Annotated in this window: 25 protein-coding genes; 19 read left to right on the top strand and 6 right to left on the bottom strand. The window is 41.9% G+C overall.

What is annotated here, in order from left to right:
* Positions 1-6: 6 nt before the first annotated feature.
* The gene (locus BM176_RS05480) at positions 7-432 is read right to left on the bottom strand and encodes a MarR family winged helix-turn-helix transcriptional regulator (RefSeq protein WP_090100391.1); all 426 of its coding nucleotides are present in this window, start codon (positions 430-432) and stop codon (positions 7-9) included.
* Between the two features lie 182 nt (positions 433-614).
* Between BM176_RS05480 and BM176_RS05475 the strand changes: the two genes are divergently transcribed.
* From BM176_RS05475 to BM176_RS05460, 3 genes are all read left to right on the top strand, one after another.
* A complete protein-coding gene (locus tag BM176_RS05475) occupies positions 615-1184 on the top strand; it encodes a Crp/Fnr family transcriptional regulator (RefSeq protein ID WP_090100389.1) in 570 nt (189 codons plus the stop codon).
* 97 nt (positions 1185-1281) lie between these two features.
* Complete coding sequence (locus BM176_RS05470; RefSeq protein ID WP_090100387.1) at positions 1282-2217, top strand: hypothetical protein; 936 nt, start codon at positions 1282-1284, stop codon at positions 2215-2217.
* A 348-nt stretch (positions 2218-2565) separates the two neighbouring features.
* Positions 2566-4809: a pectate lyase family protein gene (locus tag BM176_RS05460; protein ID WP_090100383.1), complete on the top strand. Its 2244-nt coding sequence runs from the start codon at positions 2566-2568 to the stop codon at positions 4807-4809.
* A gap of 107 nt (positions 4810-4916) precedes the next feature.
* On the opposite strand, the gene BM176_RS32380 is transcribed toward BM176_RS05460, so the two are convergent.
* A complete protein-coding gene (locus BM176_RS32380) occupies positions 4917-5402 on the bottom strand; it encodes a helix-turn-helix domain-containing protein (protein ID WP_177230304.1) in 486 nt (161 codons plus the stop codon).
* A 494-nt stretch (positions 5403-5896) separates the two neighbouring features.
* Between BM176_RS32380 and BM176_RS05450 the strand changes: the two genes are divergently transcribed.
* On the top strand, positions 5897-6838 hold the full coding sequence (locus tag BM176_RS05450) for an NADP-dependent oxidoreductase (protein ID WP_090100379.1): 942 nt from the start codon (positions 5897-5899) through the stop codon (positions 6836-6838).
* Between the two features lie 137 nt (positions 6839-6975).
* Here the strand turns inward: BM176_RS05450 and BM176_RS05445 are convergent, their stop codons facing one another.
* The 3 genes from BM176_RS05445 to BM176_RS05435 all read right to left on the bottom strand — a co-directional run bounded on the left by BM176_RS05445 (position 6976) and on the right by BM176_RS05435 (position 8787).
* On the bottom strand, positions 6976-7551 hold the full coding sequence (locus tag BM176_RS05445; protein ID WP_143097719.1) for a hypothetical protein: 576 nt from the start codon (positions 7549-7551) through the stop codon (positions 6976-6978).
* A gap of 164 nt (positions 7552-7715) precedes the next feature.
* On the bottom strand, positions 7716-8414 hold the full coding sequence (locus tag BM176_RS05440; protein WP_090100375.1) for a DUF2461 domain-containing protein: 699 nt from the start codon (positions 8412-8414) through the stop codon (positions 7716-7718).
* Between the two features lie 100 nt (positions 8415-8514).
* The gene (locus BM176_RS05435) at positions 8515-8787 is read right to left on the bottom strand and encodes a DUF4242 domain-containing protein (protein ID WP_090100373.1); all 273 of its coding nucleotides are present in this window, start codon (positions 8785-8787) and stop codon (positions 8515-8517) included.
* 186 nt (positions 8788-8973) lie between these two features.
* Between BM176_RS05435 and BM176_RS05430 the strand changes: the two genes are divergently transcribed.
* A complete protein-coding gene (locus BM176_RS05430) occupies positions 8974-9516 on the top strand; it encodes a DinB family protein (RefSeq protein ID WP_090100371.1) in 543 nt (180 codons plus the stop codon).
* Positions 9517-9724: 208 nt separating this feature from the next.
* On the opposite strand, the gene BM176_RS05425 is transcribed toward BM176_RS05430, so the two are convergent.
* Positions 9725-10507 (bottom strand): MBL fold metallo-hydrolase, encoded by a 783-nt coding sequence (locus BM176_RS05425; protein ID WP_090100368.1) that lies wholly within the window; start codon positions 10505-10507, stop codon positions 9725-9727.
* A 254-nt stretch (positions 10508-10761) separates the two neighbouring features.
* On the opposite strand from BM176_RS05425, the gene BM176_RS05420 reads away from it, so the two are divergent.
* The 14 genes from BM176_RS05420 to BM176_RS05355 all read left to right on the top strand — a co-directional run bounded on the left by BM176_RS05420 (position 10762) and on the right by BM176_RS05355 (position 25757).
* On the top strand, positions 10762-11193 hold the full coding sequence (locus BM176_RS05420; RefSeq protein ID WP_090100365.1) for a CBS domain-containing protein: 432 nt from the start codon (positions 10762-10764) through the stop codon (positions 11191-11193).
* Between the two features lie 126 nt (positions 11194-11319).
* Positions 11320-11757, top strand: a complete 438-nt coding sequence (locus BM176_RS05415; RefSeq protein WP_090100363.1) for an NADH-quinone oxidoreductase subunit A — start codon at positions 11320-11322, stop codon at positions 11755-11757.
* On the top strand, positions 11738-12376 hold the full coding sequence (locus tag BM176_RS05410) for an NADH-quinone oxidoreductase subunit B (protein ID WP_090100361.1): 639 nt from the start codon (positions 11738-11740) through the stop codon (positions 12374-12376). The genes BM176_RS05415 and BM176_RS05410 overlap by 20 nt, the downstream gene beginning before the upstream one ends.
* A gap of 44 nt (positions 12377-12420) precedes the next feature.
* Entirely contained in the window at positions 12421-14157 is a 1737-nt protein-coding gene (nuoC, locus tag BM176_RS05405) for an NADH-quinone oxidoreductase subunit C/D (protein WP_090100359.1), read from the top strand.
* 15 nt (positions 14158-14172) lie between these two features.
* Positions 14173-14637, top strand: coding sequence for an NADH-quinone oxidoreductase subunit NuoE (nuoE, locus tag BM176_RS05400; protein WP_090100357.1), 465 nt, complete (start codon positions 14173-14175; stop codon positions 14635-14637).
* Positions 14638-14642: 5 nt separating this feature from the next.
* The gene (gene nuoF / locus BM176_RS05395) at positions 14643-15920 is read left to right on the top strand and encodes an NADH-quinone oxidoreductase subunit NuoF (protein ID WP_090100355.1); all 1278 of its coding nucleotides are present in this window, start codon (positions 14643-14645) and stop codon (positions 15918-15920) included.
* 9 nt (positions 15921-15929) lie between these two features.
* Positions 15930-18617: an NADH-quinone oxidoreductase subunit NuoG gene (gene nuoG, locus BM176_RS05390; protein ID WP_090100353.1), complete on the top strand. Its 2688-nt coding sequence runs from the start codon at positions 15930-15932 to the stop codon at positions 18615-18617.
* A 15-nt stretch (positions 18618-18632) separates the two neighbouring features.
* Positions 18633-19580 (top strand): NADH-quinone oxidoreductase subunit NuoH, encoded by a 948-nt coding sequence (gene nuoH / locus BM176_RS05385; RefSeq protein ID WP_255373442.1) that lies wholly within the window; start codon positions 18633-18635, stop codon positions 19578-19580.
* 12 nt (positions 19581-19592) lie between these two features.
* Positions 19593-20108 carry an NADH-quinone oxidoreductase subunit NuoI gene (gene nuoI / locus BM176_RS05380; protein ID WP_090100349.1) on the top strand — a complete coding sequence of 172 codons (516 nt, stop codon included), beginning with the start codon at positions 19593-19595 and terminating at the stop codon, positions 20106-20108.
* 14 nt (positions 20109-20122) lie between these two features.
* Positions 20123-20647, top strand: coding sequence for an NADH-quinone oxidoreductase subunit J (gene nuoJ / locus BM176_RS05375; protein WP_090100347.1), 525 nt, complete (start codon positions 20123-20125; stop codon positions 20645-20647).
* Positions 20648-20650: 3 nt separating this feature from the next.
* On the top strand, positions 20651-20959 hold the full coding sequence (nuoK, locus tag BM176_RS05370) for an NADH-quinone oxidoreductase subunit NuoK (RefSeq protein ID WP_090100345.1): 309 nt from the start codon (positions 20651-20653) through the stop codon (positions 20957-20959).
* A 7-nt stretch (positions 20960-20966) separates the two neighbouring features.
* On the top strand, positions 20967-22856 hold the full coding sequence (gene nuoL, locus BM176_RS05365; RefSeq protein ID WP_090100343.1) for an NADH-quinone oxidoreductase subunit L: 1890 nt from the start codon (positions 20967-20969) through the stop codon (positions 22854-22856).
* Positions 22853-24328, top strand: a complete 1476-nt coding sequence (locus tag BM176_RS05360; protein ID WP_090100341.1) for a complex I subunit 4 family protein — start codon at positions 22853-22855, stop codon at positions 24326-24328. Before nuoL ends, BM176_RS05360 begins: the two co-directional genes overlap by 4 nt.
* On the top strand, positions 24321-25757 hold the full coding sequence (locus BM176_RS05355) for an NADH-quinone oxidoreductase subunit N (RefSeq protein WP_090100339.1): 1437 nt from the start codon (positions 24321-24323) through the stop codon (positions 25755-25757). The genes BM176_RS05360 and BM176_RS05355 overlap by 8 nt, the downstream gene beginning before the upstream one ends.
* Positions 25758-25812 lie beyond the last annotated feature (55 nt).

Genomic DNA, 25812 nt, shown 5'->3' with positions numbered 1-25812 from the left:
AAAATTCTAATTAAGAAGTTTATTCATCAGAAGGTTGAATGTTTGATATTCTTCTTCACTAAAAAGCGAAGCAAGGGATTTCTCATATTTTACCAGAACAATCTCAGTCTGTTTCGCCAGGTTCTTCCCTTCAATTGTCAATTCAATCCTGGTCTTTCGTTTATCCTGTTTATCCATTATAACCTTCACAATACCCTTCTCGCTAAAAACCGAGATGGTTCTGTTAACAGAACCTTTATCACGCTGCAATTGGGTTCCAATCTCCTTTTGCGTGAGGCCTGGTGAACCATATAACAACCTGAGTACCGATACCTGATCCATATCCAGGGGGAAATTCTTTTCCCGGAAAAGTCTGTCACACTCACGCAACAATTTTAATCGCAGAGCACCTATCCCTGAAATAAGCGGCGTAAATTTTTTGTTACCTGCCATACTCGTTTATTGGACGAAAATAAGGAATTTGGTTGATACTATCAATCATTTTTTTAAGTACTGTTCACCTATCTTTGATAATAGGATAAGCCATTCTTATGTAGTAATTAATATAATCATTACTTTTATTGTAATGCTGGTTATGCATATTTTTCAAGAGCTAATTATTTATAAACTAATCCGTGTCTCATTTACTCCGAAATCATATAGAAGCTATAAGTCCATTATCAGATGAAGAATTTGATTATATCCTGAGCCATTTTGTATTAAAGAAACTTAAAAAACATTCCTTTCTTGTACAGGAAGGTAATTATGTGAAGTACGAATATTTTGTATTGAAGGGTTGCCTCAAAGCTTATATAGCAGATAACGATACCGGAAAGGAATTCATTTATCAGTTTGGCGTAGAGGACTGGTGGATTACTGATAGAGAAGCCTTCTTTAAAAGTTCAAAGGCTACTATAAATATTGATTGTCTGGAGGATAGCGAAGTACTTGGTATTACATTAGAGAACCGGGAAAAATTAGTTGCCGAAATGCGGAAGTACGAACATTTCGTGGCTGTGAAAGCTAACCTGGGTTATATATCGTTGCAAAAACGATTGCAATTGATGATTATGGGGAGTGTAAAGGACCGCTATGAAAATTTTATTCAGCAATATCCTCATCTGATTAACCGTATTCCTAAGTCATTTATAGCGTCTTATCTCGGTGTCTCCCGTGAAACACTAAGCCGTTTGTACCGTTTCTGATGTGACTTTTGTCACAAAATCAAAGTGATAAATGCCTCTCTCAGCCCTGCTGTAATTGTAGAATTTTGCATTAGCAATTAACGCAAAATTAAACAAAATGAAAAGAAGTGCATTCACAATCGGTATCCTTATGGGAATAAGCTCCCTGACTTTCGGACAAAATATTTCAATACATGCTGACAGGCTATACCCTGAAGGAACAGCATACAGTAAAAAGCAAAACGTTTTCTTTATAAGTTCAGTTAATATCGGCCAGGTCGGCAAGCTGGATTTTAAAGGCAATTACACGCCATTCACACAAGATCCGGATTTGATCGCATCGGTTGGTATTCTGGCTGATGAAAAGAACAATACTTTATTTGTTACAAATATTGATAATGGTGCAGCAGTTAAAACTAACCCTGCAAAGGCCTACAAATTATCTGAAGTTATCGGATACGATCTGAAATCCGGCAAACGTAAGTTTAAAATAGATTTAGGGAAACTAAATCCAGATCATCCTAATTTTATTAATGACCTTACATTGGATAATAGTGGCAACCTATATGTAACGAATAGTATTTCTCCTATAATATTCAGAATAGATAAGGACCATCATGCATCTATCTTTGTGCAAGATAAAGCATGGACTGGGGATGGTTTTAACTTAAATGGAATTGTTTATCATCCGGATGGTTATCTGATAGTGGCTCAGTCTAACAAGGGCTTATTATATAAGATTAACACTAAGAACCCCAATGATGTTAAGGTAATTAAAGTTGATGAACTAAAAGGTGCTGATGGGCTGATACTTAACGGTAAAAATGAACTGGTAGTTGTATCTAATTCATCATCCAGAATTTTTCAGGTGAAATCAACTGATAATTGGACAACTGCCAGTATCATCAGTTCTAAAGAAAGCATTTTACCATTTCCTACAACAGGGGTTTTAGTAAATGGGAAATACCATGTTTTAAATGCTAAGCTCAGTGAGTTGTTTGATCCTAAGGCTCCTAAAACTGCTGACTTTTTATTGCAGGAAATAACTTTCTGATCACCAGGATTGTCTCCTTTCAATCTGACCAGATCTTCCAATGATAAATTAGAAATACTCAACTAATAAGAGGGTGGTGAATTAAAAATAATGAAGGACTGGAGATTCGCTATACCTCCATCAGGTATACGAATTAAAAGAGCTTGTATCAGACTTCTGATACAGGCTCTTATTGTTTATAACAAACAGAATCGGGAACGTTTGCATAAAAAAATTATTGTTAATGGTATAAAAAATCAAAAAAAATCAGGATTTTGTGTCGTGAACAATGATAACCGGAAACCCCGGTAACGTAAACGTTATTCTACACCATTCATTTTTAACCATTTACGATAAAATAGAAAACCTATGAGAAAAACCTGGTTCTTATCCCTGGTGTTAAGTGCTGTAATATGCCTTACAAGTTTATTTGCACAGAGCCAATGTACAGTAGTTGGCTGGGCCAGCCAAAACGGTGGTGTAACAGGTGGAGGAACAGCCACAGCTACAGTTGTTACTAATTACAACGATCTTAAAACCGCCATTACTTCTTCTTCTGTGAAGGTGGTCCACATATCAGGGATCATCACCATTCCCTCCGGAGGCCGCATCAGTTTACAGGACCAATCAGGAAAGACAATTTATGGCTTGCCAGGTTCTAAACTGGTGTCAAATGATCAGACAAAAGATAATTCAGGTATACTGTATGTAAAAAGATGTTCGAATATCATTTTCAGAAATGTCACATTAGAAGGACCAGGAGCTTATGACACCGACGGTTGGGATAATATGACTATCGACAACACCACCAATATGTGGGTAGACCATTGCGAATTCCAGGATGGAATGGATGGCAACCTGGATATTAAAAATGCAGCCGATTATATTACTGTAACCTGGTGCAAGTTTATCTACAATAAAGCTCCTACTCCAGGCGGCCCGGGTGGTTCGGACGATCATCGGTTTTCTGATCTGTTTGGTTCCAGTGATGGCGCTACAGGTGATAGAGGAAAACTGCGTATAACCATGCAAAATTGCTGGTGGGCACAGGGTTGCAAAGAACGTATGCCAAGGGTACGGTTTGGAAAAGTACATATGGTCAATAACTTTTTTAATAGTACCGTTGCATCAAAATGTGTGACGGCAGGTTTTGAAGCAGATCTGCTGGTGGAAAGTAATGTGTTCGAAAATGTGAATAATTCCATCACCACTATGGATAATACATTTACTGCGGTGACCTCCAGGAATAATATTTTTACCAATACTACTGGCGATGCCACAAACAGCGGCACAGCATTCACCCCTCCTTACACATTGACCATAACACCTGCCGAAAATGTAAAAAGCCTGGTTATGGCAGCTGCTGGTGCAACGTTAACAAGTCCCTCCTGCGGAAGTAATCCTCCTACTCCCAAAACTTACACCCTTAGCATTACAGCTGCACCAACTACAGGAGGTACTATAACCGGAGCTGGAACTTATGATTCAGCTAAAGTTGTAACAGTAACGGCTACTCCAGCTACAGGATATACTTTCATAGGGTGGAGCGGTGATACATCAAGTGTTAACGCTTCAATTACTGTAACTATGAATCGTAATAAATCCCTTACAGCAAACTTTCAGGCTGTTAGCACTCCCGTAACTTACACGCTCAGTACTACGGCCGTACCAACTACAGGTGGTACCATAACCGGAGCTGGAACTTATGATTCAGGTAAGGTAGTAACAGTGACGGCTACACCTGCTACAGGATATAATTTCATAGGATGGAGCGGTGATACATCAAGTACTTACGCTTCAATTACTGTAACGATGAACAATAATAAATCTGTTACAGCAAACTTCCAGTTGCAAAACACTGGCGACTCTACCGGTACGGGGGATTCTACTACTACCATCAGGATAGAAGATAATGCAACCACCGCACAAGGGCTTTGTAGTTATGACGGTGCTATCAGCGCCAACAGTGGCGCCAGCAATGGCAAGGTAATTAACCTGTCCAACGCTTCCGGTAAAGGGGTTACCTGGAGGGTAAATGTGCCTGCAGCCGGTACATACTCCATTAACTGGCGTTATGTAAATAGCAGCAGCAGCAACACTTACACCATGGCGCTGGTCGTAAACGGGACTACCGTCAACAGTGCACAGCCGTTCCCTAAAACGAGTGGCAGCACTATATTTGCAAATGCAATAACAACAGTATCTTTAAATACCGGTGATAATACCATCCGCCTGCAATCAGTAGCATCTTCTGCCACTGCGGATATTGACTGGATTGAAATTGCAGGAAAAACACCTTCAGCGGCAAGCTGTCCGTCCACAATGGCAGTGTCAGTGCTTATGGGAATGATCCCCAATCTTGCAGCTATCTATCCCAATCCAACCACAGGCGAAGCCACGATAACAGTATTCTTGCAAGAGAATGAACAGGCTATTGTGAGGGTATTTAATACACAGGGTAGTATGGTAGATAATCTTGGTACTATCAGGTCACTTACAGGAGGTACACAACAGATACACTGCAATCTGAATGGCAAAAAACCAGGATTATATTATGTGGTCGTAACAGGTGACAAAGGATTAAAGTCCAGTAACAAACTACTTGTACAGTAATAGAATATAACTTCATTAAAAACAAAAGAGCTGCTTTGTATAAAGCGGCTCTTTTGTTTTTATCCATTCTCAGGTCCGTATTTTCCTTTATTCTTCTTTATCTTTATTTACGTGCTCTGAGTCTCCAAACTGTGTTTTCTGATTTCTTTCATTCCCAGGTTGTAATGCTTCTTCATCATTTTATTTAAATGACTGCTATCCGTAAAACCCAGCTCATATGCTATTTCTTTAAATGACTGGCTGGTATAAAAAGCTCTTGCTTCTGCTATTTTCAGTTTTGATTTTAATATATAATCCTGAAATGTCTCATTGGAGTTCCGTTTAAAATATTCGCTGAAATAGGTTTCTGCAACATTAAATTGTGAGGCCAGGTACTTAACAGTTATTTTCTCCCCATCGAGTAAATTATATTGTATAAAATGGATTAAGTCTGCAAACTTCCTATCAATGGAGGCATGGTTGGGAAAAGCGAACGGTTCAATATTCCGCGCAATGATTTCAATAATCGAAGCCATACTACTTCGTATAATAAATTTGGCATGTGCATCCGGATTCTTATTCTCTATCATGATTATTTCAAACAGTGATATCATACTTTTTCGATCAGCTTCATTTTTTATAAGTTCTCCTGATGCCCTGTTGTAATGACCTATAATATAATTGAGTCGATTGAACCAGCTGCTGTAATCAATTATGTTACTGTTGTTTGATACGAAATACTGATAGGTAAATCTTATAAATAGAAAGCTGGTTTTTTTCTTAATAACATACATATGGCAATCAGTGGACGGCAAGAAAAGTATACTGTTTCTGGCATAGGAATAATGTGTATAGTTGACACATTGATCACCTTCGCCATCTAGAATATATACTACTTCAAAGAAATTATTCTTCCTGTTTCTCTTTTCCCAGAAATCAAGTTCAGTTACTGTTATACTGAAGGGTTCGTGCATGAAATCCATAAGAGCGAAAGTAATAAAAAATGCTCTTGCCAATTAGAAATCCCATTATTTTACTGTTTTTTCCAATTTTTACACTACTCTTTACAGTATAAGCCGGATTAGCTTTGTAGTCTAAAAAATAAGAAATGAAAGCTATACTGATAAAAGAGGCTGGAGGGGTTGAAAACCTGGTTATAACAGAAGTTCCTATACCTCAAATTTCAAAAGATGAAGTACTGATACAGGTAAAGGCAATTAGTATTAATCCTGTAGATGTTAAAGCCCGGGCAAATGAAGGTGTACTTGCCTGGGTAACAAATGGTGAAAGGCCGGAAATTTTAGGTTGGGATGTTTCAGGTATTGTAGTTGCAGTTGGGACGAATGTGACAGCATTTAAAAAGGATGATGAAGTATTTGGTATGATTAATTTCATGGGCAGTGGAAGAACCTATGCTGAATATGTTGCTGCCCCTGCTTCGCAAATAGCATTAAAACCTTCAAATGTTTCTCATGAGGAGGCCGCAGCAGCAACATTAGCAGCTTTAACTGCCTGGCAGAGCCTGGTTACCCGAGTGAAAATAAAAGCAGGTGACAAAATATTGATTCATGCTGCAGCGGGTGGTGTTGGCCATTTTGCAGTTCAAATAGCAAGATATTTAGGTGCTTACATAATTGGGACTTCCTCTGCAGTTAATAAAGATTTTATTCTGAGTTTAGGTGCAGATGAACATATCGATTACAATGCACACCGTTTTGAGGAGGTAGTAAGCGATGTAGACTTTGTTTTTGATGCTTTGGGAGGCGAAAACTTTCACCGTTCTTTAAATGTATTAAAAAAAGGAGGAACACTGATTACTATACTCGCGGTAAATGAAACCGATATAGATAAAGCAAAAGCCAAAGGAATGGAAGGTTTCTTTCACATGGTCAACTCTAATGGAAATGATATGAACGAATTGGCAAAACTCATGCAGGCTGGTAAGATAAAGGCTCATGTATCCAAAACCTTTTCCTTTGACGAAATGGGTGCTGCGCATTTACAGGTGGAGTCTGGAAGAACAAGAGGTAAGGTGATAGTTACAATTTAAATGAACGTTTTACCCAGTGAAAGGCTTGAGGATTGCTTAAGTAGCGTATCGTCTCCAACAGTGACTGAATAAAAACAGGCTGTATCGTACTTATGATACAGCCTGTTTCAATAGAGTGCGTTTATGGGAAGATCTGACTAGTAATGGCTTTTGGGCTTCGGAATTACTTTGCAGCAATTTCCGCTCTTATCCAATGGTTCAGAGATATAAGTTCCGTTTACCTTTTTGTCCATTTTTTCTGTGTAAGCTGCGTCGAAAGTTATCAGTCCGCGTTTGATTTCATAGTATTTTGCCGGTATGTAGTACATCGAATCATTTGAAGGATACGTTGCCGTTATATCACTACCTCCAAACTCAAGGAAGCCATCATGGTCCATGTCTTTAACATCTGAACTAATGGCATCCATCAGCGAATCTGCTTTTGAATTATTAATACCGAATACGTAAAGTCTGTTCTTGTTTGGAGTTTTTGTTACTTCCAGAAATAGAAAAACATTACCGTTGTCTTCCACAAGGCGGTTACGTCTGCTAGTGTATACGATAGCATCGGACGCTAATTGGTAAGCCCGGTTTCCATTCACGAAGATGGTGCCTTTGTACACCGTAATTTTTTGTTGTTTGCTGCTGGTAAAATGCAGATCGGTCCGCGGTGTCTGAGCAAAAGCTGGCAAGCCAATAAGAAGCAGGAGGCAATGTCTGAGTCGAAGGTGCATAATGATGTTGTTAAAATCAGCCCTTAACTTAAGCAAATTTCTGCGATTTAGATAAAATATTACCTGCTTTGAGGGCATCTGTCTACGGGATAGAGTATTTGACCCACAACACCCAACAAAGAATCTTGCCAAATGAAGTGAAAAATAAATCCCAGGTGCTTAGATTATATCTCCATCCCATTAATATCGGTAGTTAGTACTTCGCTCATGTAATCTAAAAATGGACGCATGTTTTTAAACGTTTGGTTTGCCTCCTTTAAAAACTGCTCACTTAACACCTCTTTGTCTGAAAACTTCCGTACAAGCAGGAATTGTTTGTAGCGCAATAAGTCAATTGCCTCATGATCTGAATCAAAACCTTTGGGTGCGGTTTTTAATTGTTCGCCCTGCAATGTTTCAAATGTAGATATGAATATTTTGTTGTTTAATATTTTTCTCAATGGTGCGGCATCAAAGGCAATATCCTCCCTGATACGTTTCAGATCTTCTGTGCTTGGTCCCCAGAAGCCACCTGCAATAAAGGTGTTGCCTGGCTCTATTTGAAAATAATATCCGCCTCTGCGATATTTGGTGGCACGTTTAAAACTCCCACTCCAGTGTGTTTTGTAAGGAGTTTTATCTTTAGAGAAACGTGTATCCCTGTAAATGCGGTACAGGCTGTTTTTCCCCGAAGGGGTTTCTATCACATCATGGGCGCTGAGCTCCTGCAGTAATGCTTCCGCAAAGACTTCAATAAGATCCAGTTCTTTTTGATATACTGCTTTATTGGCATTGAACCAATCCCTGTCATTATTTTGCTTTAATGAGTTTAAAAAGTCGAAGCCTGATTGTTGTATCTGTGATTGTCCTTTATGCTTTGTCATATGCCAGTGTGGTTATCTTTAAAGAAGCGTATACTCCGGGACAAATATACTACCTGTTTTAAAAATAAGTTAGCATCAGTACTAAAGGAACTTACATGCTTTATTCTGCCGTTGTAGGATCAATGATAGCAGCTACCTCACTTACAGAATTTGCAGGAAAACCTCCTTGTTTTGCATGTTCACGTACCATTTCCTCATTTGGCGCAATATAAACGCAATAAATTTTGTCGCCTGTTACATAACTATGGACCCATTGAATTTGTGTCCCCATATTACTTAGCACTCCACAAGAAGTTTGAGAAATGCCTTTTAATTGTTCGGCAGTAAATTTTCCTGCTCCGGGAATTTCCCGTTCAATTACATATTTAGGCATAATTTATAAGTTTAACTTTCTCCTACTCGTATGGCTTTTCGGTGCGCCCCGTTTTTTAAGTGGTTGCTGGTCTCCACACATCTGCTGTTAACTTAAAAACAAAAGCTGATTAATAAAGTTCAGTCCAGGCTAAATCCGGGTGTAAACAGGTTATCTTTAGTAGGTATAAAATTTAAACCATTGTATATGCCAAAGTACATTCTCCTGTTCAGCCTGATGTGCTCCCTGACTGCCAGCGGGCAGGTCAATAGCCCGGCAACGCCGCCGCCTACGCTTAAATCCATATTACTGGAACAGTTAAAGACTACCTGGAATCAACAGGACTGGTTTGTTCCTGTTATGAAAGGTCTCGAAGGTCTTACAGCGAAGGAGGCTATGTGGAAGCCTTCAGATTCCAGCCATTCTATTGGTCAGTTGGCTTACCATCTGTTATTTTGGAACAAGCAGGAGCTGGATAAGTTTTATGGAAGAAAACCAGCAGCCTTTGATGGAAACAATAATGAAACATTCGTTGCCTTTACCGAAGCTTCCTGGACTGGTACCGTTCAGCAATTGGATCAGGTTATGAAAGATTGGGAAGAGGCCATTAAACAGGCAGATGAAGCAAAGCTGCAATCGTGGTATTCTATTATTGCCCATATAAGCGCCCATAATGCCTACCATACGGGCCAAATTCTCTACATTAGAAAACTGGCAGGAAACTGGGATTCTGCCAAAGGAGTTAAGTAGTAAGTGAGAGGAGAGTTGATATTAACTTCGGGGAGAGTTCGGGGTGACTTCCAGGGTTGATAGGTGATTGATAGGTGGTTGATAGGTGGTTGGTCGGTGTTAGATCAGGCAAATCTGACCAAACCCCTACCAACCACCTGTCAATCTCCGGCGCAAGGTGCTTCTTACTAAGAACTGTCCTATATCTTTCCGGGAGTTAAGTATTATTTTAAATTCCCGCAGGCTCTCCTGATTTTAGGAATATCGTCCTGTCCCTGGTAGAAACATTTGTGAGTAAGGATTCTCTTAATCGGGCTTCTTTTTCTTTAAAGTGGGTCCATCCTTTGTGATGTATGGGGATTACTTTATTCGGATTTAAAACATTAACAGCTTTTATGAGGTCTTTACTGTCCATGGTATATTGTCCAAATCCTGTGAGATAACGGAATTGAACAGAACCAACATGGAAAATACCAACATCAATTTTATATCTTTTGGCAACTTCATCTATACCTTTAAAATAAACAGTATCTCCGGAAATATAAATAACTCCATTTTCCTGGCCATCAAATTCTATTATAAATCCTATAACCTTACCGGAGATAAATTCCGGTATCCACCCGGGATGATGTTGGGCCGGAGTAGCGGTTATCCTTAAATTCTTAATTTTATCAGTTTCGATTTTTTGTGTTTGCCAGTTGTCCAATCCTATAACTCCGGATAATGCTTTACTGGCATTTTTTGTAGAAATTACATTGGCTACATTCTTCGTAAAGGATTTCCCATTGTTGTCGAAATTATCTTTATGTTGATGATGGCTCAATAGTATAAGATCGATATTATTTATTCCGGTAATAGGATAAGCGGGATTTTCTGTTTTGCGGGATGCAGCACCGTAACCATGATAATAAAACTGGCCAGCATTGTCCAGGGTAGGATCGGTCATTATTCTATATCCATCAATTTCCAATAGAATACAGGCGGTGTCAATATGGGTAACAGTTATATTCATAATTTTAAAATCTGAAATTACTTTTTGTATCGCGACTATGTATACACTCCAAAGCTATTTTATAAAAAAATATATTTCAATGGATAAACAAAGGAATTCGTTGTATGTATAATTAAAGGAGTAGATTATCGACCGGGGAATTAGCAACAGAAAGGACAAGAGTGCCTAATAAAATTTGCTTTCCGCAGCCAAACTTAGGTTATTAACAAAAATAGTCCTAACTTAATAGAACTCTTCACTAAAAGCCTTTTGCTATGGATACGGTTAGAAATATCCTGCAATTAAAGGGAAATTTGATTTACACAATCTGCATCACATGCACTGTGTACGAAGCATTAGAATTACTCGAAGAAAAGAATTTAGGCGCACTGGTAGTAGTAGACGAAATTGGAAAATTAGAAGGTCTATTCACTGAAAGGGATTATGCACGCAAAGTTGTCTTAAAAGGACGCTCATCTAAAGAAACACTGGTACGGGATATTATGATTGACAGCCCGGTATTTGTTGCTCCTGATACAAAAATTGAAGACTGCATGCAATTGATGACGAATAAGTTCATCCGCCATCTCCCCGTTATGGAAAACGATAAACTGATAGGTATAATCTCTATCGGTGATATCGTAAAGTATGTAAACGACAATAAAGACTTTATTATTAAGAACCTGGAACATTACATCGTTAGCTAAGCACGTTATTACGAAAGACTGTACTCAATCTGCGCCCAATTTATCAACAGACTGGAATTGAAATCATTTTCTCTTTTGCATGAAAGATGAATACGCATGTATTCATCTCAAGAAAATATTTGCGTTATGGGAAACGAAATTCACGGTATTCCCTTATGGCCTCTATTGCTATATGCTTGCCTGGTAGTAATACTTTTGGGCGCCATCCTTTTACTGTCCTATGTACTTGGACAACATCATAATGACCGGGCTACCAATAAACCCTACGAAGGAGGTATTGAACAATCAGGAACTGCACGCCTCCGGTTCTCCGCACAATTCTACCTGGTAGCTATGCTCTTTGTGATCTTCGATGTGGAAGCAGTATTCCTTATGTTATGGGCTGTAGGATTTTATGAATTAGGATGGCCTGGTTACTTAGGTGCTGCCCTGTTCATCGGTCAGCTGGCTGTAGTATTGGTTTACGAATGGGGAATAGGCGCATTGAACATTGGCGCCGATACCAAAAAAATACTAAAAGCTTACAAACTAAAACAAGATAAAAATGAAATGGTGGTTAAGTAACCCTGGTGACCAAACCGGACACATCTCAGGAAGCGGTAGCATGGAAGAGACCGTCAGCAAAAGCATTATGTTAACCACTGTACAGGATCTTGTGGCCTGGGGCCGTAAAAATTCTATGTGGCCCTTTCATTTTGGACTTAGCTGTTGCTTCGTCGAAATGGCTACCAGTATCACCAGTAAATATGACGTGGCAAGATTCGGTGCAGAAGTGATCCGGGGTACTCCACGTGAAGCAGATGTAATGGTGATAGCTGGCACCGTCTTTATTAAAATGGTGCCAATCATAAAACGGCTACACGAACAAATGATGGAACCCAGATGGGTGATATCTATGGGTAGTTGTGCCAATAGCGGTGGAATGTATGATATCTACAGCGTTGTGCAGGGAGTGGATAAATTCTTACCGGTAGATGTATATGTGCCTGGCTGTCCCCCAAGACCTGATGCCTTTATGCAGGGCCTCATGTTACTCGGTAATTCAGTTGGTAAAGAAGCACGTCCGTTAAGTTGGACCATAGGCGAACAAGGTGTAATAAAACCTCATCAGCCATCTATGAAAGATCTAAAACGTGAAGAAAGAATGAATATGGTCAACTTTAAAGGAATAGACGAAGTATAAATATAATTCACGTATAGTACGAACCCTAAAAACTGATACAACATATGCAGGATGCTAATAGCATACTCGGGCATCTTCAATATCGATTCGGCAATGATGCATTCCAACAGCAACCTACTGTTGATGGAATACTCACCTTGTGGGTCGGAAAAGACAGCATCGTGTCAATTATCCAACACCTTAAATCAAGCCATCCTTTCCTGTACGATCTATGTGGCATAGACGAACGGGACCGGGCACGAAAAGAGAATATGCCACCGGCAGATTTCTCCGTTGTTTATCACCTCTTTTCTTTTAAACAGAATGAATTTATCCGCTTAAAAGTTGCATTGTTTGGAGAATACCCAACTCTCCCCTCCATCACCTCCATCTTTAAAAATGCCAATTGGTACGAACGCGAAGTATTTGATATGTTCGGTATCCGCTTCGATGGCCATCCTTATCTGAAACGCATCCTGATGCCAACTACCTGGAAAGGTCATCCTCTCCGTAAAGAGCATCCTGCGAGAGCTACAGAAATGGGGCCGTTTCAATACTGGGATGAGAAAGATGATATAGAACAGGAAGCTCTCCGCTTCAAACCTGAAGAATGGGGAATGCAACAACATAGCGATGATGCCGATTTCATGTTCCTTAATATAGGCCCACAACATCCCGGTACTCATGGCGTATTACGTATCATCCTTCAACTGGATGGAGAAGAAATTGTAGATGCGGTGCCGGAAATTGGTTTCCATCACCGCGGAGCAGAAAAAATGGGAGAACGCCAAAGCTGGCATACTTATATTCCTTATACAGACAGAGTAGACTACCTGGGTGGTGTGATGAATAACCTGGCCTACCTGCTGTCTGTAGAACAAATGGCCGGTATCAAAGTGCCCGATCGTGTAAAAGTAATAAGAGTGATGTTATGCGAATTGTTCCGCATCAATAGTCACCTGGTCTGGTTCGGTACGTTTGCGCAAGACCTTGGACAATTATCCCCCGTGTTCTACATGTTCACCCAGCGTGAAAAAATATTCGATATCATCGAAGCCATCTGCGGCGACCGTATGCATCCCAACTGGTTCCGCATCGGTGGGGTAGCACAGGATCTGCCCAATGGCTGGGAAGTACTCGTGAAAGAATTTGTTGACCACTTCCCTAAAGAACTCAAACAATATAATAATATGGTGCTGCGCAACAGCCTTATTAAAGCGCGTACCAAAGGTATAGGAATCTATACCCTCGAAGAAGCTATCGAATGGGGCGTAACAGGCCCTGGCTTAAGAGCCTGCGGCTTCGAATGGGACTTCCGCAAAAAACGCCCTTACTCCGGATATGAGATGTTTGACTTTGATATCCCCATCGCACAGAATGGCGATTGCTACGATCGCTCCGTTGTTAGAGTAGAAGAAATGCGGCAAAGCCTGCGTATTATAGAACAATGTCTGAAAAATATGCCGGCAGGGAGTTATAAGGCCGATCATCCCTTAACAACTCCTCCGATAAAAAAACATACCATGCAGGACATTGAAACATTGATAACCCATTTCCTGAATGTGAGCTGGGGCCCCGTAATCCCTCCCGGTGAGGCGATGAGCTGCATTGAGGCTACAAAAGGTGCGAACAGTTATTACCTGATAAGCGATGGTAATACCATGTCTTATCGCACCCGGATACGCACTCCTTCATTCCCGCATATGCAGATGGTGCCATATATCAGTAAAGGTTATACGGTGGCAGATCTACTTTCCATACTGGGAAGTGTTGATTATGTACTGGCCGATATAGACAGGTAATAAAATATAAATTTTATGCTGACAGCAACAGAAATTCAGGCTATCGATCACGAGATATCGCTGGTGCCTTATAAAAAAGCAACAGTGATAGAAGCACTCAAAATTGTACAGGAACATCGCGGCTGGATAAGTGATGAAAGTGTGGAAGCTATTGCGGCTCACCTGGAAATTAGTCCGGCGGAGGTGGATAGCGTGGCTACCTTTTACAACCTCATTTTCCGCAAACCGGTAGGGCGTCACATAATCCTGTTGTGCGATAGCATCTCCTGTTATATAATGGGATACGGCTTATTATATAATGCACTGCAAAATAAACTGTCCATCGGGTTTGGACAAACAAGCAGCGATAACCGGTTCACACTGTTACCCAACGTTTGCCTTGGTTGCTGTGATCATGCACCTGCTTTGATAATTGATAAAGATCTATATAGAGATGTAACAGTTGAACAACTGGATGACATGTTAAATAAATACGCTTAATAAATATGGAACGTCCGCTTACCAGTAATATTCATCCGGATCGTCCGCCGCTTAATCTCAAAGAATATGAGATGACGGGAGGATATGGTGCCCTGCGCAAAGTTCTCAAGGATATGCTGCCGGCTGACCTGCAAAAGCTGGTGCAGAACAGCAACCTGAAAGGCCGTGGTGGTGCTGGTTTCAGCACCGGCATGAAATGGAGCCTGGTACCAATGGGCGAAAATGCGCCTCATCCAAAATATCTGATTACGAATGCGGATGAAATGGAACCGGGCACTTTTAAAGACCGGCTGCTGCTGGAAGGTAATCCCCATCAGCTGATAGAAGGAATGATATTGGCGGCATATGCTATACAGGCGGATATCTCTTATGTATTTCTGCGCTGGGCTTACCATAAAGCTGCCACCTTTCTGAGAAAAAGTATCCAGGAAGCCTATGATGCGGGATACCTGGGAAAAAATATACTGGGCAGTGGCTTTCATCTGGAAATGTATCTGCATACAGGTGTGGGCCGGTATATGTGCGGGGAAGAAACCGCATTATTGAACGCGCTTGAAGGGAAACGTGCTACGCCCAGGGCTAAACCTCCTTTTCCGCAAATCAGCGGGTTATTTGGCAAACCTACTATTGTTAATAATGTAGAAACGCTTTGTTGTGTTCCTCATATCGTAAATAACGGTGCCGACTGGTTTAAAAGTTTAAGTTATAGTGAAGATGGTGGAACAAAAGTGTATGGGGTAAGTGGTAAGGTGAAAAAGCCTGGTGCATGGGAGCTTCCGATGGGTGTTACAATGCGGGAACTGATAGAGGAACATGCCGGAGGAATGAAACCCGGACTTAAGCTTAAAGGTGTGTTACCCGGAGGAGCGTCTACCGATTTTCTGACTACCCAGCACCTGGATATTAAAATGGATTTCAAATCCGTTGCTGCGGCAGGCAGCCGCTTAGGTACAGGAACCATGATAGTGATGGACGATGCTACCTGCCCCGTTGGATTTGTACATAACCTGCAACATTTCTTTGCACAGGAAAGCTGCGGATGGTGTACTCCCTGTCGCGAAGGGTTACCCTGGGTAGAAAAAATCTTACTCTCTCTCGAGAAAGGAGAGGGGCGAAAGGAAGATATCGAATTATTGGAAATGCACACGCAATACCTGGGTCCCGGTAACACCTTCTGTGCACTGGCTCCGGGAGCAATGGAACCGTTGCAAAGCGCCTTGAAATATTTCAGAGATGATTTTGATAAACATATAGACCATAAGAAATGTCCGTACGGCAAATAATATATTACCATGCCTAAAATTTATATTGATAACAAATCTTTTGATGTAAAAGCAGGTAAGAATCTGTTGGAAACCTGTCTGAGCCTGGGTTATGATCTTCCCTATTTCTGCTGGCATCCGGCTATGGGAAGCATTGGGGCCTGCCGGCAATGTGCTGTGAGAGTATTTAAAGATGAAGAAGATACAAAGGGACGTATCGTGATGAGTTGTATGGAAAACGTGAAAGAGGGATTACGTATGTCCGTCAGCGATGAAATGGCAACAGCCTTTCGGGCCCAGGTGGTTGAATGGCTGATGACTAACCATCCGCATGATTGCCCGGTATGTGACGAAGGGGGAAGTTGCCACCTGCAGGATGTTACAGTGATGACTGGGCATGACTACCGGCGCTTTGAATATAAAAAACGTACGTACACCAATCAATACTTAGGCCCGTTCATCCATCATGAAATGAACCGCTGTATACAATGTTACCGTTGTGTAAGGTTCTATAGGGATTATGCCGGTGGAGATGATTTAAATGTTTTCTCTGCACATAATCATGTTTATTTCGGAAGAGAAAAAGATGGCATACTGCAAAGCCCTTTTAGTGGTAACCTGGCGGAAGTTTGTCCTACAGGGGTGTTCACAGATAAAACATTGAAGGAACATTACACCCGCAAATGGGATCTTACCACTGCTCCTTCTATTTGCCAGCATTGCAGCCTGGGTTGTAATACCATCCCTGGTGAACGGTATGGTAAGTTGCGCAATATTGTTAATCGTTATAATGGTGAGGTAAACGGTTATTTCCTATGCGATAGAGGCCGCTTTGGTTATGAATTTGTCAATAGCGAAAATCGTATCACACAACCTATCATCCGTAATCGTACTATCGAAGCAGTTAGCCATGATCTGCTGATTCAACATCTGGCAATGCTGCTTCCCGGTCAGACCCTCATAGGTATTGGTTCGCCGAGAGCATCCGTTGAAAGCAATTATTCCCTGCGTGAACTGGTTGGTAAAGAAAACTTTTACCAAGGGGTGAATGACGACCAGGTATTTCTTGAACAAAAAATAGTAGATATACTGCAATCCGGTTGTGTACATACTCCTTCTCTGAAAGAAATTGAAGAGGCTGATGCGGTATTGGTATTGGGAGAAGATATCTGGAATACAGCGCCCATCATGGCGTTGGCAGTCCGCCAGTCTGTTATGAAAACGGCGGCAGCAGAAAGTCTGGAGCAAGTACCGCTCCCTGCCTGGCATGATGTGGCAGTAAAAGAACTGGTGCAGGAGGCGAAAGGATTCCTTGCAAATGTAACGGTACTACCTTCACCCCTCAACGAAATAGCAGCCTGCTCCATGCAGGGTGCTCCTGATGATATGGCCCGACTAGGATTTGGGATTGCTCATATCCTTAATCCAACATTACCGTCGGTAGGAGTGATTATGGAAAAAGCGATCATCATTGCTGAGGCTTTAAAACACGCAAAGCGTCCTGTAATCATTACTGGTACCGGCGGTTGTAATGATGGGCTTATCCGTGCTGCTTATGATATTGCAGTGGCATTGAAAACGGAAGACAGGAAACCAGGATTGGCTTTTGTATTGCCGGAATGTAATAGCATGGGGTTGGCTATGATGCGTGCACCTTCCTTAGAAAAAGTAGCAGGGAGAGTTCAAAATACGCCCAACGTAACTGTTGTTATCCTGGAAAACGACCTCTATCGCAGGATTCCGGCTGCCAAGGCAGACGCTTTCTTTCGGCAGTGTAAAAATATTATTGTACTGGATGCGCTGCATAACCGTACTACAGAAAAAGCACATGTGCTGATCCCTGCAGCCACCTTTGCAGAAGCAGATGGGACCTTCGTGAATAACGAAGGCCGGGCACAACGAAGTTGCCAGGTATTTATGCCTGCCATCAATACCATAAAAGAAAGCTTTAAATGGCTATGGGAAATAAAAGCATTATTAACATCGGCAAGTAACGGGCAAGAAAAACATCCGGACGAATTACTGGCAAGATTGGAATCCAGTCTCACACAATTTGCAGGAATCTCTGCAGTTGCCCCGCCACGTGATTTTCGTATACACGGCTCCGCTATTCCCCGCGAATCGCATCGTTATAGTGGTCGCACAGCTATGTTGTCTAATCTTGCAGTTAGTGAACCCAAACCATTGCAGGATGATGATTCCCCATTAAGCTTTACTATGGAGGGTTACAGAGGGATGCCACCTGCTCCGCTCATTCCTTCCTTCTGGGCTCCCGGATGGAATTCCGGACAGGCAGTGAACAAGTATCAGCAGGAAGTAGGTGGACCATTAAAGGGTGGAGATCCTGGTATCCGATTATTTGAACAAACAACGGCAACACCTGTTTTCTCCAGGGATATTCCTGATGCATTTGTTCCCCGGCCAAACAAATGGTTGTTGTTACCGCAACATCATATTTTCGGTACAGGCGAATTAAGCATGTATACCAAAGGAATTGCGGAACGTTCTCCGGAACCGTATATCACGCTGTCAAAGTGGGATGCGGAACAATTAGGTGCAGTAAAGGGGGATCTTCTTTCTGTAAAAACAGATGAAAAAATATATACGTTCCCTCTCATTATAGAGGAAAGTCTGCAGGATGGTATTGTACTAATGCCTGCGGGATTGCAGGGGATGGATGTATGGAGTTGGGGTGCATGGGTAAACATCACAAAATAAAACAGGATGACTGTAATGCAACATATATGGATCGTTTTAGGTGTACTCTTCGTACTCCTGAATATAGCTGCAGGACTTATCTGGGTGGAACGCCGGTTGCTGGCGATGTGGCAGGACAGGCTGGGACCCAACAGGGCAGGCCCGCTGGGAATCTTTATCGTACTTGCGGATACGTTGAAACTATTCTTTAAAGAAGACTGGATCCCTCCTTTCGCAGATAAATGGGTTTTCATTCTGGCGCCTGCCATTGTGGTAGGTAGTGTGCTGATGAGTTTTGTAATCATCCCTTTTGCTCCGGGCATCGTAGTAGCGGATCTGAATATCGGGTTGTTATTCTTCCTGGCAATGTCGTCTCTTGGTGTATATAGTATTGTACTTGGCGGATGGGCGTCCAATAATAAATATGCATTATTGGGAGCATTACGTGGAGCTTCACAAATGATCGCATACGAAGTGTTCATGGGACTGTCTGTAATGGGAGTGGTGATGTTGAGCCGGTCTTTTAACCTGATAGATATTGTAGCAGCACAGGAAAATGTTTGGTTCGTTGTAACTCAACCGGTAGGTTTCGTTATCTTTTTTATTGCCGGTATTGCAGAAACACATCGTTTGCCTTTTGATATTCCGGAAGCAGAAAGTGAACTGATTGCAGGGTTCCATGCCGAATATTCCGGTATGAAATTCGGTATGTTCTTTATCGGCGAATATATGGGCATTACACTCATATCGGCAATGACGGTCACTATGTTCTTTGGCGGCTGGCTTGGTCCGGCTTTCCTGCCTCCTGTATTATGGTTCTTCCTGAAAACATTTTTCTTTATCGGTCTGTTTATTCTGTTAAGGGCTTCTCTTCCAAGACCGCGTTATGATCAGTTGATAGAATACGGATGGAAAATTTTACTACCACTGGTACTGGTCAACTTACTGGTTACCGGGGCAATTGCACTATGGTTGAAATCTTAAAAAACATATATTATGCTCAGTCACTTGCGAACAATGTGGTTGGTTTTTTTGCACCTCTTTCATAAAAGAGAAACCATTCAATATCCCGAAGAAAAAATACAGCTGCATCCACGCTGGCGGGGACGTATTGTGCTGACCAAAGACCCGGATGGTGGTGAACGCTGTGTTGGTTGTTATCTCTGTGCGGCGGCTTGCCCGGTAGACTGTATTGCGTTACAAGCTACTGAAGATGAAGACGGACGGAGGTACCCGGAATTTTTCCGGATCAATTTTTCCCGCTGCATCTTTTGCGGATACTGTGAGGAAGCATGCCCTACATATGCTATCCAACTGATCCCCGATTTTGAAATGGCGGAATATAAACGTCAGGATCTGGTATTTGAAAAAGAAGATCTGCTCATTGACAGCCAGGGAAAATACCCCGGATATAATTTTTATAAAGTAGCTGGTCTTGATGCAGGTGTGAAAGAAAAAGGAAAAGGAGATAATGAGGAAGAACCGGTAGATATAAAAAGTTTATTGCCCTGAAATATATAATAAACATGTCACTGCTTTTCTACATATCGTCTATCGTAGCCATACTCGCTACTATCATGGTGATTACCCGCCATCAGCCTATTCATGCATTGCTATATCTGGTAGTATCCTTTATGGCAATATCCATGATATTTTTATCGCTGGGCGCGCCTTTCTCCGCTGTGCTGGAAGTGATCGTTTATGCAGGAGCCATCATCGTACTCTTCATTTTTGTGGTAATGATGCTGAACCTGGATAAAGAAACTGCATTACAGGAAAAGAAATGGCTGCAACCCAAAGTATGGATAGGACCCTCTATACTGGCGCTGGTATTATTGATAGAGATGATTCTCCTGCTTTTAGAACCGCCATCTGAAAAGATGCTGGTGACGGTGGTTACTCCCCGGCAGGTAGCATTATCACTTTACGGTGAATATATCATCGCCGTAGAGTTGGGAGGATTTCTGCTGATGACAGGTATTGTAGGAGCAGCCCATATTGGCAAGCATACGAAAAGAAACCTGCACAGGTTTTTACAAAATAATCATTAACAGATGTCGTCCATTCATGCACATACAGTTTTAATAGTGGCTTCCATCTTGTTCGTATTGGGATTAGTGGGTGTACTGACGCGGAAGAATGTCATCTTCATATTGCTCTCCATTGAAATCATGCTCAATGCAGCCGGACTGGCTTTCATTGCGGCAGGGGCAAAATGGCAGCAACCTGATGGGCAGGTAATGTTCCTGTTCATCCTGTCGATGGCTGCGGCGGAAGTATCTGTAGGACTGGCGCTGGTGCTCCAGATTCATCACCAGCATAAAACATTAGATGTGGAACAGCTAAAGGAATTAAAAGATTAGGTTTTATATGCAACAATACCTGTATCTCATACCCGCATTACCGTTAGCCGGATTTCTGGCATTATCGCTGGCAGGCAGGCGTTTATCTGCCAACCTCATCGCAGGCATAGGTGCTGGCAGTATCTGTATAACAGCTGTTATCACTATTCTGCTCGGCATTCAATTCCTGCAGTCGCCTCCGGAAACAGGTGTCTGGCAACAAACGTTATGGCAATGGTTCCATATCAGCAACCTGTCTGTAGATATCAGTTTGCGTGTAGATGCGCTTTCGCTGGCATTTATATTCATTATAACTTTCATTGGTGCATTGATCCATATTTACTCTATTGCTTTCATGCGCCACGATCGTGACTATGCCCGTTTTTTCGCGAGTATGAACCTGTTCGTATGTGCGATGCTGATATTGGTAATGGCAAATAATTTAGTGCTGTTATACCTGGGATGGGAAGGAGTGGGATTATGCAGTTATTTACTCATCGGGTTCTGGTATGAAACACCGGCCAACTATAAGGCAGCGAATAAAGCTTTTGTGATTACCCGCATAGGAGACACTGCCATGATCATCGGTTTGTTCCTTCTGTTTAAAGAATTAGGTACATTGAATATCGCGGATATCCTGCACCTGGCTCCTGAACATTTTGCCACCAGCGCTACAGGTATTTCGCTGATAGCATTATTACTCCTGGCAGGAGGGATGGGCAAATCCGCACAAGTTCCGCTCCATACATGGTTGCCCGATGCGATGGCTGGCCCTTCGCCGGTGAGCGCATTGATCCATGCAGCTACTATGGTTACCGCAGGTGTTTACCTCATAGCCAGAATGCATACTATATTTGAACTTTCTCCGCTTGCCATGCAGGTCACCGCCATAATCGGGGCTATCACCCTTTTTACAGCAGGCTGCAGTGCTATGGTGCAAACAGATATCAAAAGAATACTGGCTTATTCCACCATCAGCCAGATAGGTTATATGTTCCTGGCATTGGGTATAGGTGCCTGGAGTGCAGCTATCTTCCATTTCTTCATTCATGCTTTTTTTAAAGCACTGTTGTTCCTGGCTGCTGGTGCCGTAATTGAATCGTTGCACCATGAACACAATATTTTTAAAATGGGCGGACTGAAAAATAAAATGCCGGTCATCTACTGGACCTTTGTGGCAGGAGCAGCAGCATTAGCAGCATTGCCGCTTGTCACCGCCGGATTTTTTAGTAAAGACCAGATCTTGTGGTATGCGTGGAGTGCCGGCAATGGTCATCCTGTATTGTGGGCAGTAGCGTTATGCGGAGCTTTTATCACTGCATTTTATTCCACACGGTTGATCGTTGTAGTTTTCTGGGGAGAAATGAAAACATCCATCAGTCATCTTCCTCCTAAAACCATGACTATCCCTCTTATCATACTGGCTTTCTTTTCGATAACCGCAGGATGGATAGAATGGCCACATAATCTTTTACACCTTTCATTATTTTCGGAGCATATCCAGCATGTATTACCGGCTACTATATTGCAAACGCATCTTCATGGAGAAATATTCTTTCAGCTGATTGCCGCAATAATCACCCTTACAGGTATTTACACCGGATATTTATTATATCATCTGCAACCGGAAGTTATCCTTCAATGGAAACAAAGAAGTGCCCTGGTGGAGATACGGGAGTTTTTCTTCAGCGGATGGAAATTTGATCAGTTGTACAATAATATCATCGTAAAACCTTTCCAGTTCATCACCAGTACCAACAAATCCGATGCATTCGACAAAATATATAATGGCATCGCTTCTGCTAACCTGCATCTGAATCAGTTGTTTTCGATTTCACAAAACGGTTCCTTACGGTGGTATGTAGTAGGTGTACTAATAGGTATCCTGTTCATCATTACTTTACAATTATTATTATGATACTGATATGGATGATAGGCATATTACTCGCAGGAGGTATATTGTGCTGGCTGGCAGCGCAATGGTTTCCTGTGCTGGCAAAATGGATTGCCTTACTAACGGTAATAGCTGATATGGCTCTGGCCTGTACGTTCTTTGTGGTATACAAGACATTTCCGCATTCAGACAATTCCTGGTTCATCGATTACCAGGTGAACTGGATCCCGTCTCTGGGTATCAGTTTACATCTGGCATTGGATGGTCTTAGTATAGTATTACTGCTACTCACATTTTTCCTTGGCATATTAGCCGTGCTCTGCTCATGGAATGAAATAAAGGAAAAGACAGGTTTTTATTTCTTCAATCTTTTATGGACACTGGCAGGGATCAGCGGCGTATTTGTTGCAATGGATCTTTTCCTGTTCTATTTCTGCTGGGAAATTATGCTGGTGCCAATGTATTTCCTGATCATCATATGGGGAGATACCAATCGCCGTTATGCAGCCTATAAGTTTTTCATCTTTACCCAGGCAGGCAGTTTATTCTTACTACTGGCGATACTGGCGTTATATTTTATACATGGGCAACAAACGAATAACTATACTTTTGATTACTTCAGTTTATTGAAAACGGTTCTCGAACCCACTACGGAAAAATGGATCATGCTGGGATTTCTTATCGCATTTGTGATCAAGCTGCCCATGATACCTTTTCACAACTGGCTACCCGATGCTCACAGTGAAGCACCTACGGCAGGTAGTCTGATACTGGCCGGGTTACTGTTAAAAACAGGAGCTTATGGTATACTCCGTTTTGTATTACCTATGTTCCCGGAAGCTGCGGCCTCCATTGCCTGGTGGGCCATGCTGCTGGGAGTAATAGGTATTGTATATGGAGCTCTGCTGGCTTTCGCGCAAACCGATCTCAAACGGTTGATTGCATATACTTCTGTTAGTCATATGGGCTTTGTTCTCGTGGGGATCTTTTCTTTTAACGAAATAGCAATGCAGGGAGTTGTGATGCAGATACTCACTCATGGTATCAGTACAGGAGCTTTGTTCGTTATGGCCGGTATGCTGAAAGAAAGATTACATACAAGAGATATTACGAAGATGGGTGGATTATGGACCTCCATGCCTGCAATGGGAGGTGTGGCCATTCTGTTCACTATGGCCTCATCAGGATTGCCTCTGCTGGGTAATTTCATTGCAGAGTTCTTTATTCTGCTGGGAACATTTAATATTAATACAACCTTATCCGTTATTGCCAGTGTGGGATTAGTGCTGTCAGCACTATATTCTTTACGGATGATGCAACAGGTATTCATGGGACAACCCGCAACAACAACAACTGTAAAAGATATTAGTGCCAGGGAGCTTATTATCATGGTAGCCTTAAGCATCAGTATTGTAGCATTAGGATTGTATCCCCAGCCAGTAATGGATACAGTGCAACATTTATCTTTCACCATTCACCCCTTACTACATGAATGAATTACAATTATTAGCGCTGTTACCTTTCATTGTGCTGGCTACGGCATCGATAGTCGTAATATTACTGATCGCTTTCCGGCAAAGTCATACTGTTATCCAGGTGGTGGGATTCCTGATGATGTGCATGGTAGTTTTTGCCACATGGTACGTAAAAGATACATTGCCACAGGCAATACCACCACTCTTTGTTGTGGATGGCCAGGGCGCATTGTTCACAGGAATGATCATTTTCTCAGTATTGGCAATAGGTTTGTTTTCCTATATTTATTTTGAAGACAGGGAAGAAAATCCCAAGGAATATTATATTCTCTTATTCCTGGGAACACTGGGTGCTGCCATACTTACCATCAGTCAGCATTTTATCTCCTTGTTCATAGGACTGGAATTGTTAAGTGTAAGTTTATATGCGCTGATAGCTTACCTGCGCAACCGGAACAACGCGGTAGAAGCTGGTATGAAATACCTGGTACTGGCGGCGCTTACATCCGCATTTCTCCTGTTTGGAATGGCGCTCATTTATATGGAAACCGGTAATATGGAGTTTGCTGTTATCGCAAAAAAAATAACTACAACATCTCCTACGCTGTTTATTATGGGATTGGGAATTATGTTAGTGGCTATTGGTTTTAAACTGGCGCTGGTTCCTTTCCATCTCTGGGCGGCCGATGTTTATCAGGGAGCACCTTCTCCCGTTACTGCTTTTATTGGAACTGTTTCAAAGATCGGAGTATTTGCCGTGCTGCTGCGTTTTGCACAAACCATCCAGCTACAGCACTATCCACTGGCAATATCCATTTTTTCTGCTATCGCCATCGCTTCCATGATAACGGGTAATGTCCTGGCTTTGCGGCAACAGAAACTTAAACGTTTGCTGGCCTATTCTTCGATTGCGCATTTCGGTTATTTACTTGTGGCATTCATGCCGGGAAACAGTGCCGGGACAGAAGCGGCCATTTTTTACCTGTTGGCATATTCTATCACTTTATTATCGGCCTTTGGCGTAATCATCCTTTTGTCTACCGGTCAGGGTGATGCGGAAGATCTGTCTCTCTACCAGGGATTGATATGGAAAAGACCTGTAGTTGCTACGGTTTTGTCTGTTGCCTTGTTTTCACTGGCGGGCATTCCGTTAACAGCAGGGTTCCTGGCAAAATTCTTTGTACTGGCAGCAGGCGTACAGCAACATATGTGGCTCCCACTGATTGTTTTGGTAGTTACCAGTGTGATCGGTTTATACTATTACCTCCGGATTATCAGTACCATGTTTGCAGCACCCCTGCCAACATTAGCTTCACCAAAAACACTTCATCCTTTCTTCTATATCTCTACCTACGCCGCCCTGATCATTATGACGGGCTTGCTAACCTGGTTGGGCGTTTTTCCCGGTATTATACTCCAGGGTATAAAAACCTTTTTGTTATTGCATTAACGTCTCATTTACCCCCTATAATTGTCGCGATTGCTCCCCGGATCTATTTGAATAG

It is taken from the genome of Chitinophaga sp. CF118, from assembly GCF_900112615.1.
Classification (GTDB): domain Bacteria; phylum Bacteroidota; class Bacteroidia; order Chitinophagales; family Chitinophagaceae; genus Chitinophaga.
Note: the sequence above shows the minus strand (reverse complement) of the source record. Positions and strands in the feature narration are given on the sequence as shown.

Coding starts and splice junctions, on each gene's coding strand:
- BM176_RS05480 (WP_090100391.1), bottom strand. CDS start 432: ATGGCAGGTAACAAAAAATTTACGCCGCTTATTTCAGGGATAGGTGCT.
- BM176_RS05470 (WP_090100387.1), top strand. CDS start 1,282: ATGAAAAGAAGTGCATTCACAATCGGTATCCTTATGGGAATAAGCTCC.
- BM176_RS05460 (WP_090100383.1), top strand. CDS start 2,566: ATGAGAAAAACCTGGTTCTTATCCCTGGTGTTAAGTGCTGTAATATGC.
- BM176_RS32380 (WP_177230304.1), bottom strand. CDS start 5,402: ATGATATCACTGTTTGAAATAATCATGATAGAGAATAAGAATCCGGAT.
- BM176_RS05450 (WP_090100379.1), top strand. CDS start 5,897: ATGAAAGCTATACTGATAAAAGAGGCTGGAGGGGTTGAAAACCTGGTT.
- BM176_RS05445 (WP_143097719.1), bottom strand. CDS start 7,551: ATGCACCTTCGACTCAGACATTGCCTCCTGCTTCTTATTGGCTTGCCA.
- BM176_RS05440 (WP_090100375.1), bottom strand. CDS start 8,414: ATGACAAAGCATAAAGGACAATCACAGATACAACAATCAGGCTTCGAC.
- BM176_RS05435 (WP_090100373.1), bottom strand. CDS start 8,787: ATGCCTAAATATGTAATTGAACGGGAAATTCCCGGAGCAGGAAAATTT.
- BM176_RS05430 (WP_090100371.1), top strand. CDS start 8,974: ATGCCAAAGTACATTCTCCTGTTCAGCCTGATGTGCTCCCTGACTGCC.
- BM176_RS05425 (WP_090100368.1), bottom strand. CDS start 10,507: ATGAATATAACTGTTACCCATATTGACACCGCCTGTATTCTATTGGAA.
- BM176_RS05420 (WP_090100365.1), top strand. CDS start 10,762: ATGGATACGGTTAGAAATATCCTGCAATTAAAGGGAAATTTGATTTAC.
- BM176_RS05415 (WP_090100363.1), top strand. CDS start 11,320: ATGGGAAACGAAATTCACGGTATTCCCTTATGGCCTCTATTGCTATAT.
- BM176_RS05410 (WP_090100361.1), top strand. CDS start 11,738: ATGAAATGGTGGTTAAGTAACCCTGGTGACCAAACCGGACACATCTCA.
- nuoC (WP_090100359.1), top strand. CDS start 12,421: ATGCAGGATGCTAATAGCATACTCGGGCATCTTCAATATCGATTCGGC.
- nuoE (WP_090100357.1), top strand. CDS start 14,173: ATGCTGACAGCAACAGAAATTCAGGCTATCGATCACGAGATATCGCTG.
- nuoF (WP_090100355.1), top strand. CDS start 14,643: ATGGAACGTCCGCTTACCAGTAATATTCATCCGGATCGTCCGCCGCTT.
- nuoG (WP_090100353.1), top strand. CDS start 15,930: ATGCCTAAAATTTATATTGATAACAAATCTTTTGATGTAAAAGCAGGT.
- nuoH (WP_255373442.1), top strand. CDS start 18,633: ATGCAACATATATGGATCGTTTTAGGTGTACTCTTCGTACTCCTGAAT.
- nuoI (WP_090100349.1), top strand. CDS start 19,593: ATGCTCAGTCACTTGCGAACAATGTGGTTGGTTTTTTTGCACCTCTTT.
- nuoJ (WP_090100347.1), top strand. CDS start 20,123: ATGTCACTGCTTTTCTACATATCGTCTATCGTAGCCATACTCGCTACT.
- nuoK (WP_090100345.1), top strand. CDS start 20,651: ATGTCGTCCATTCATGCACATACAGTTTTAATAGTGGCTTCCATCTTG.
- nuoL (WP_090100343.1), top strand. CDS start 20,967: ATGCAACAATACCTGTATCTCATACCCGCATTACCGTTAGCCGGATTT.
- BM176_RS05360 (WP_090100341.1), top strand. CDS start 22,853: ATGATACTGATATGGATGATAGGCATATTACTCGCAGGAGGTATATTG.
- BM176_RS05355 (WP_090100339.1), top strand. CDS start 24,321: ATGAATGAATTACAATTATTAGCGCTGTTACCTTTCATTGTGCTGGCT.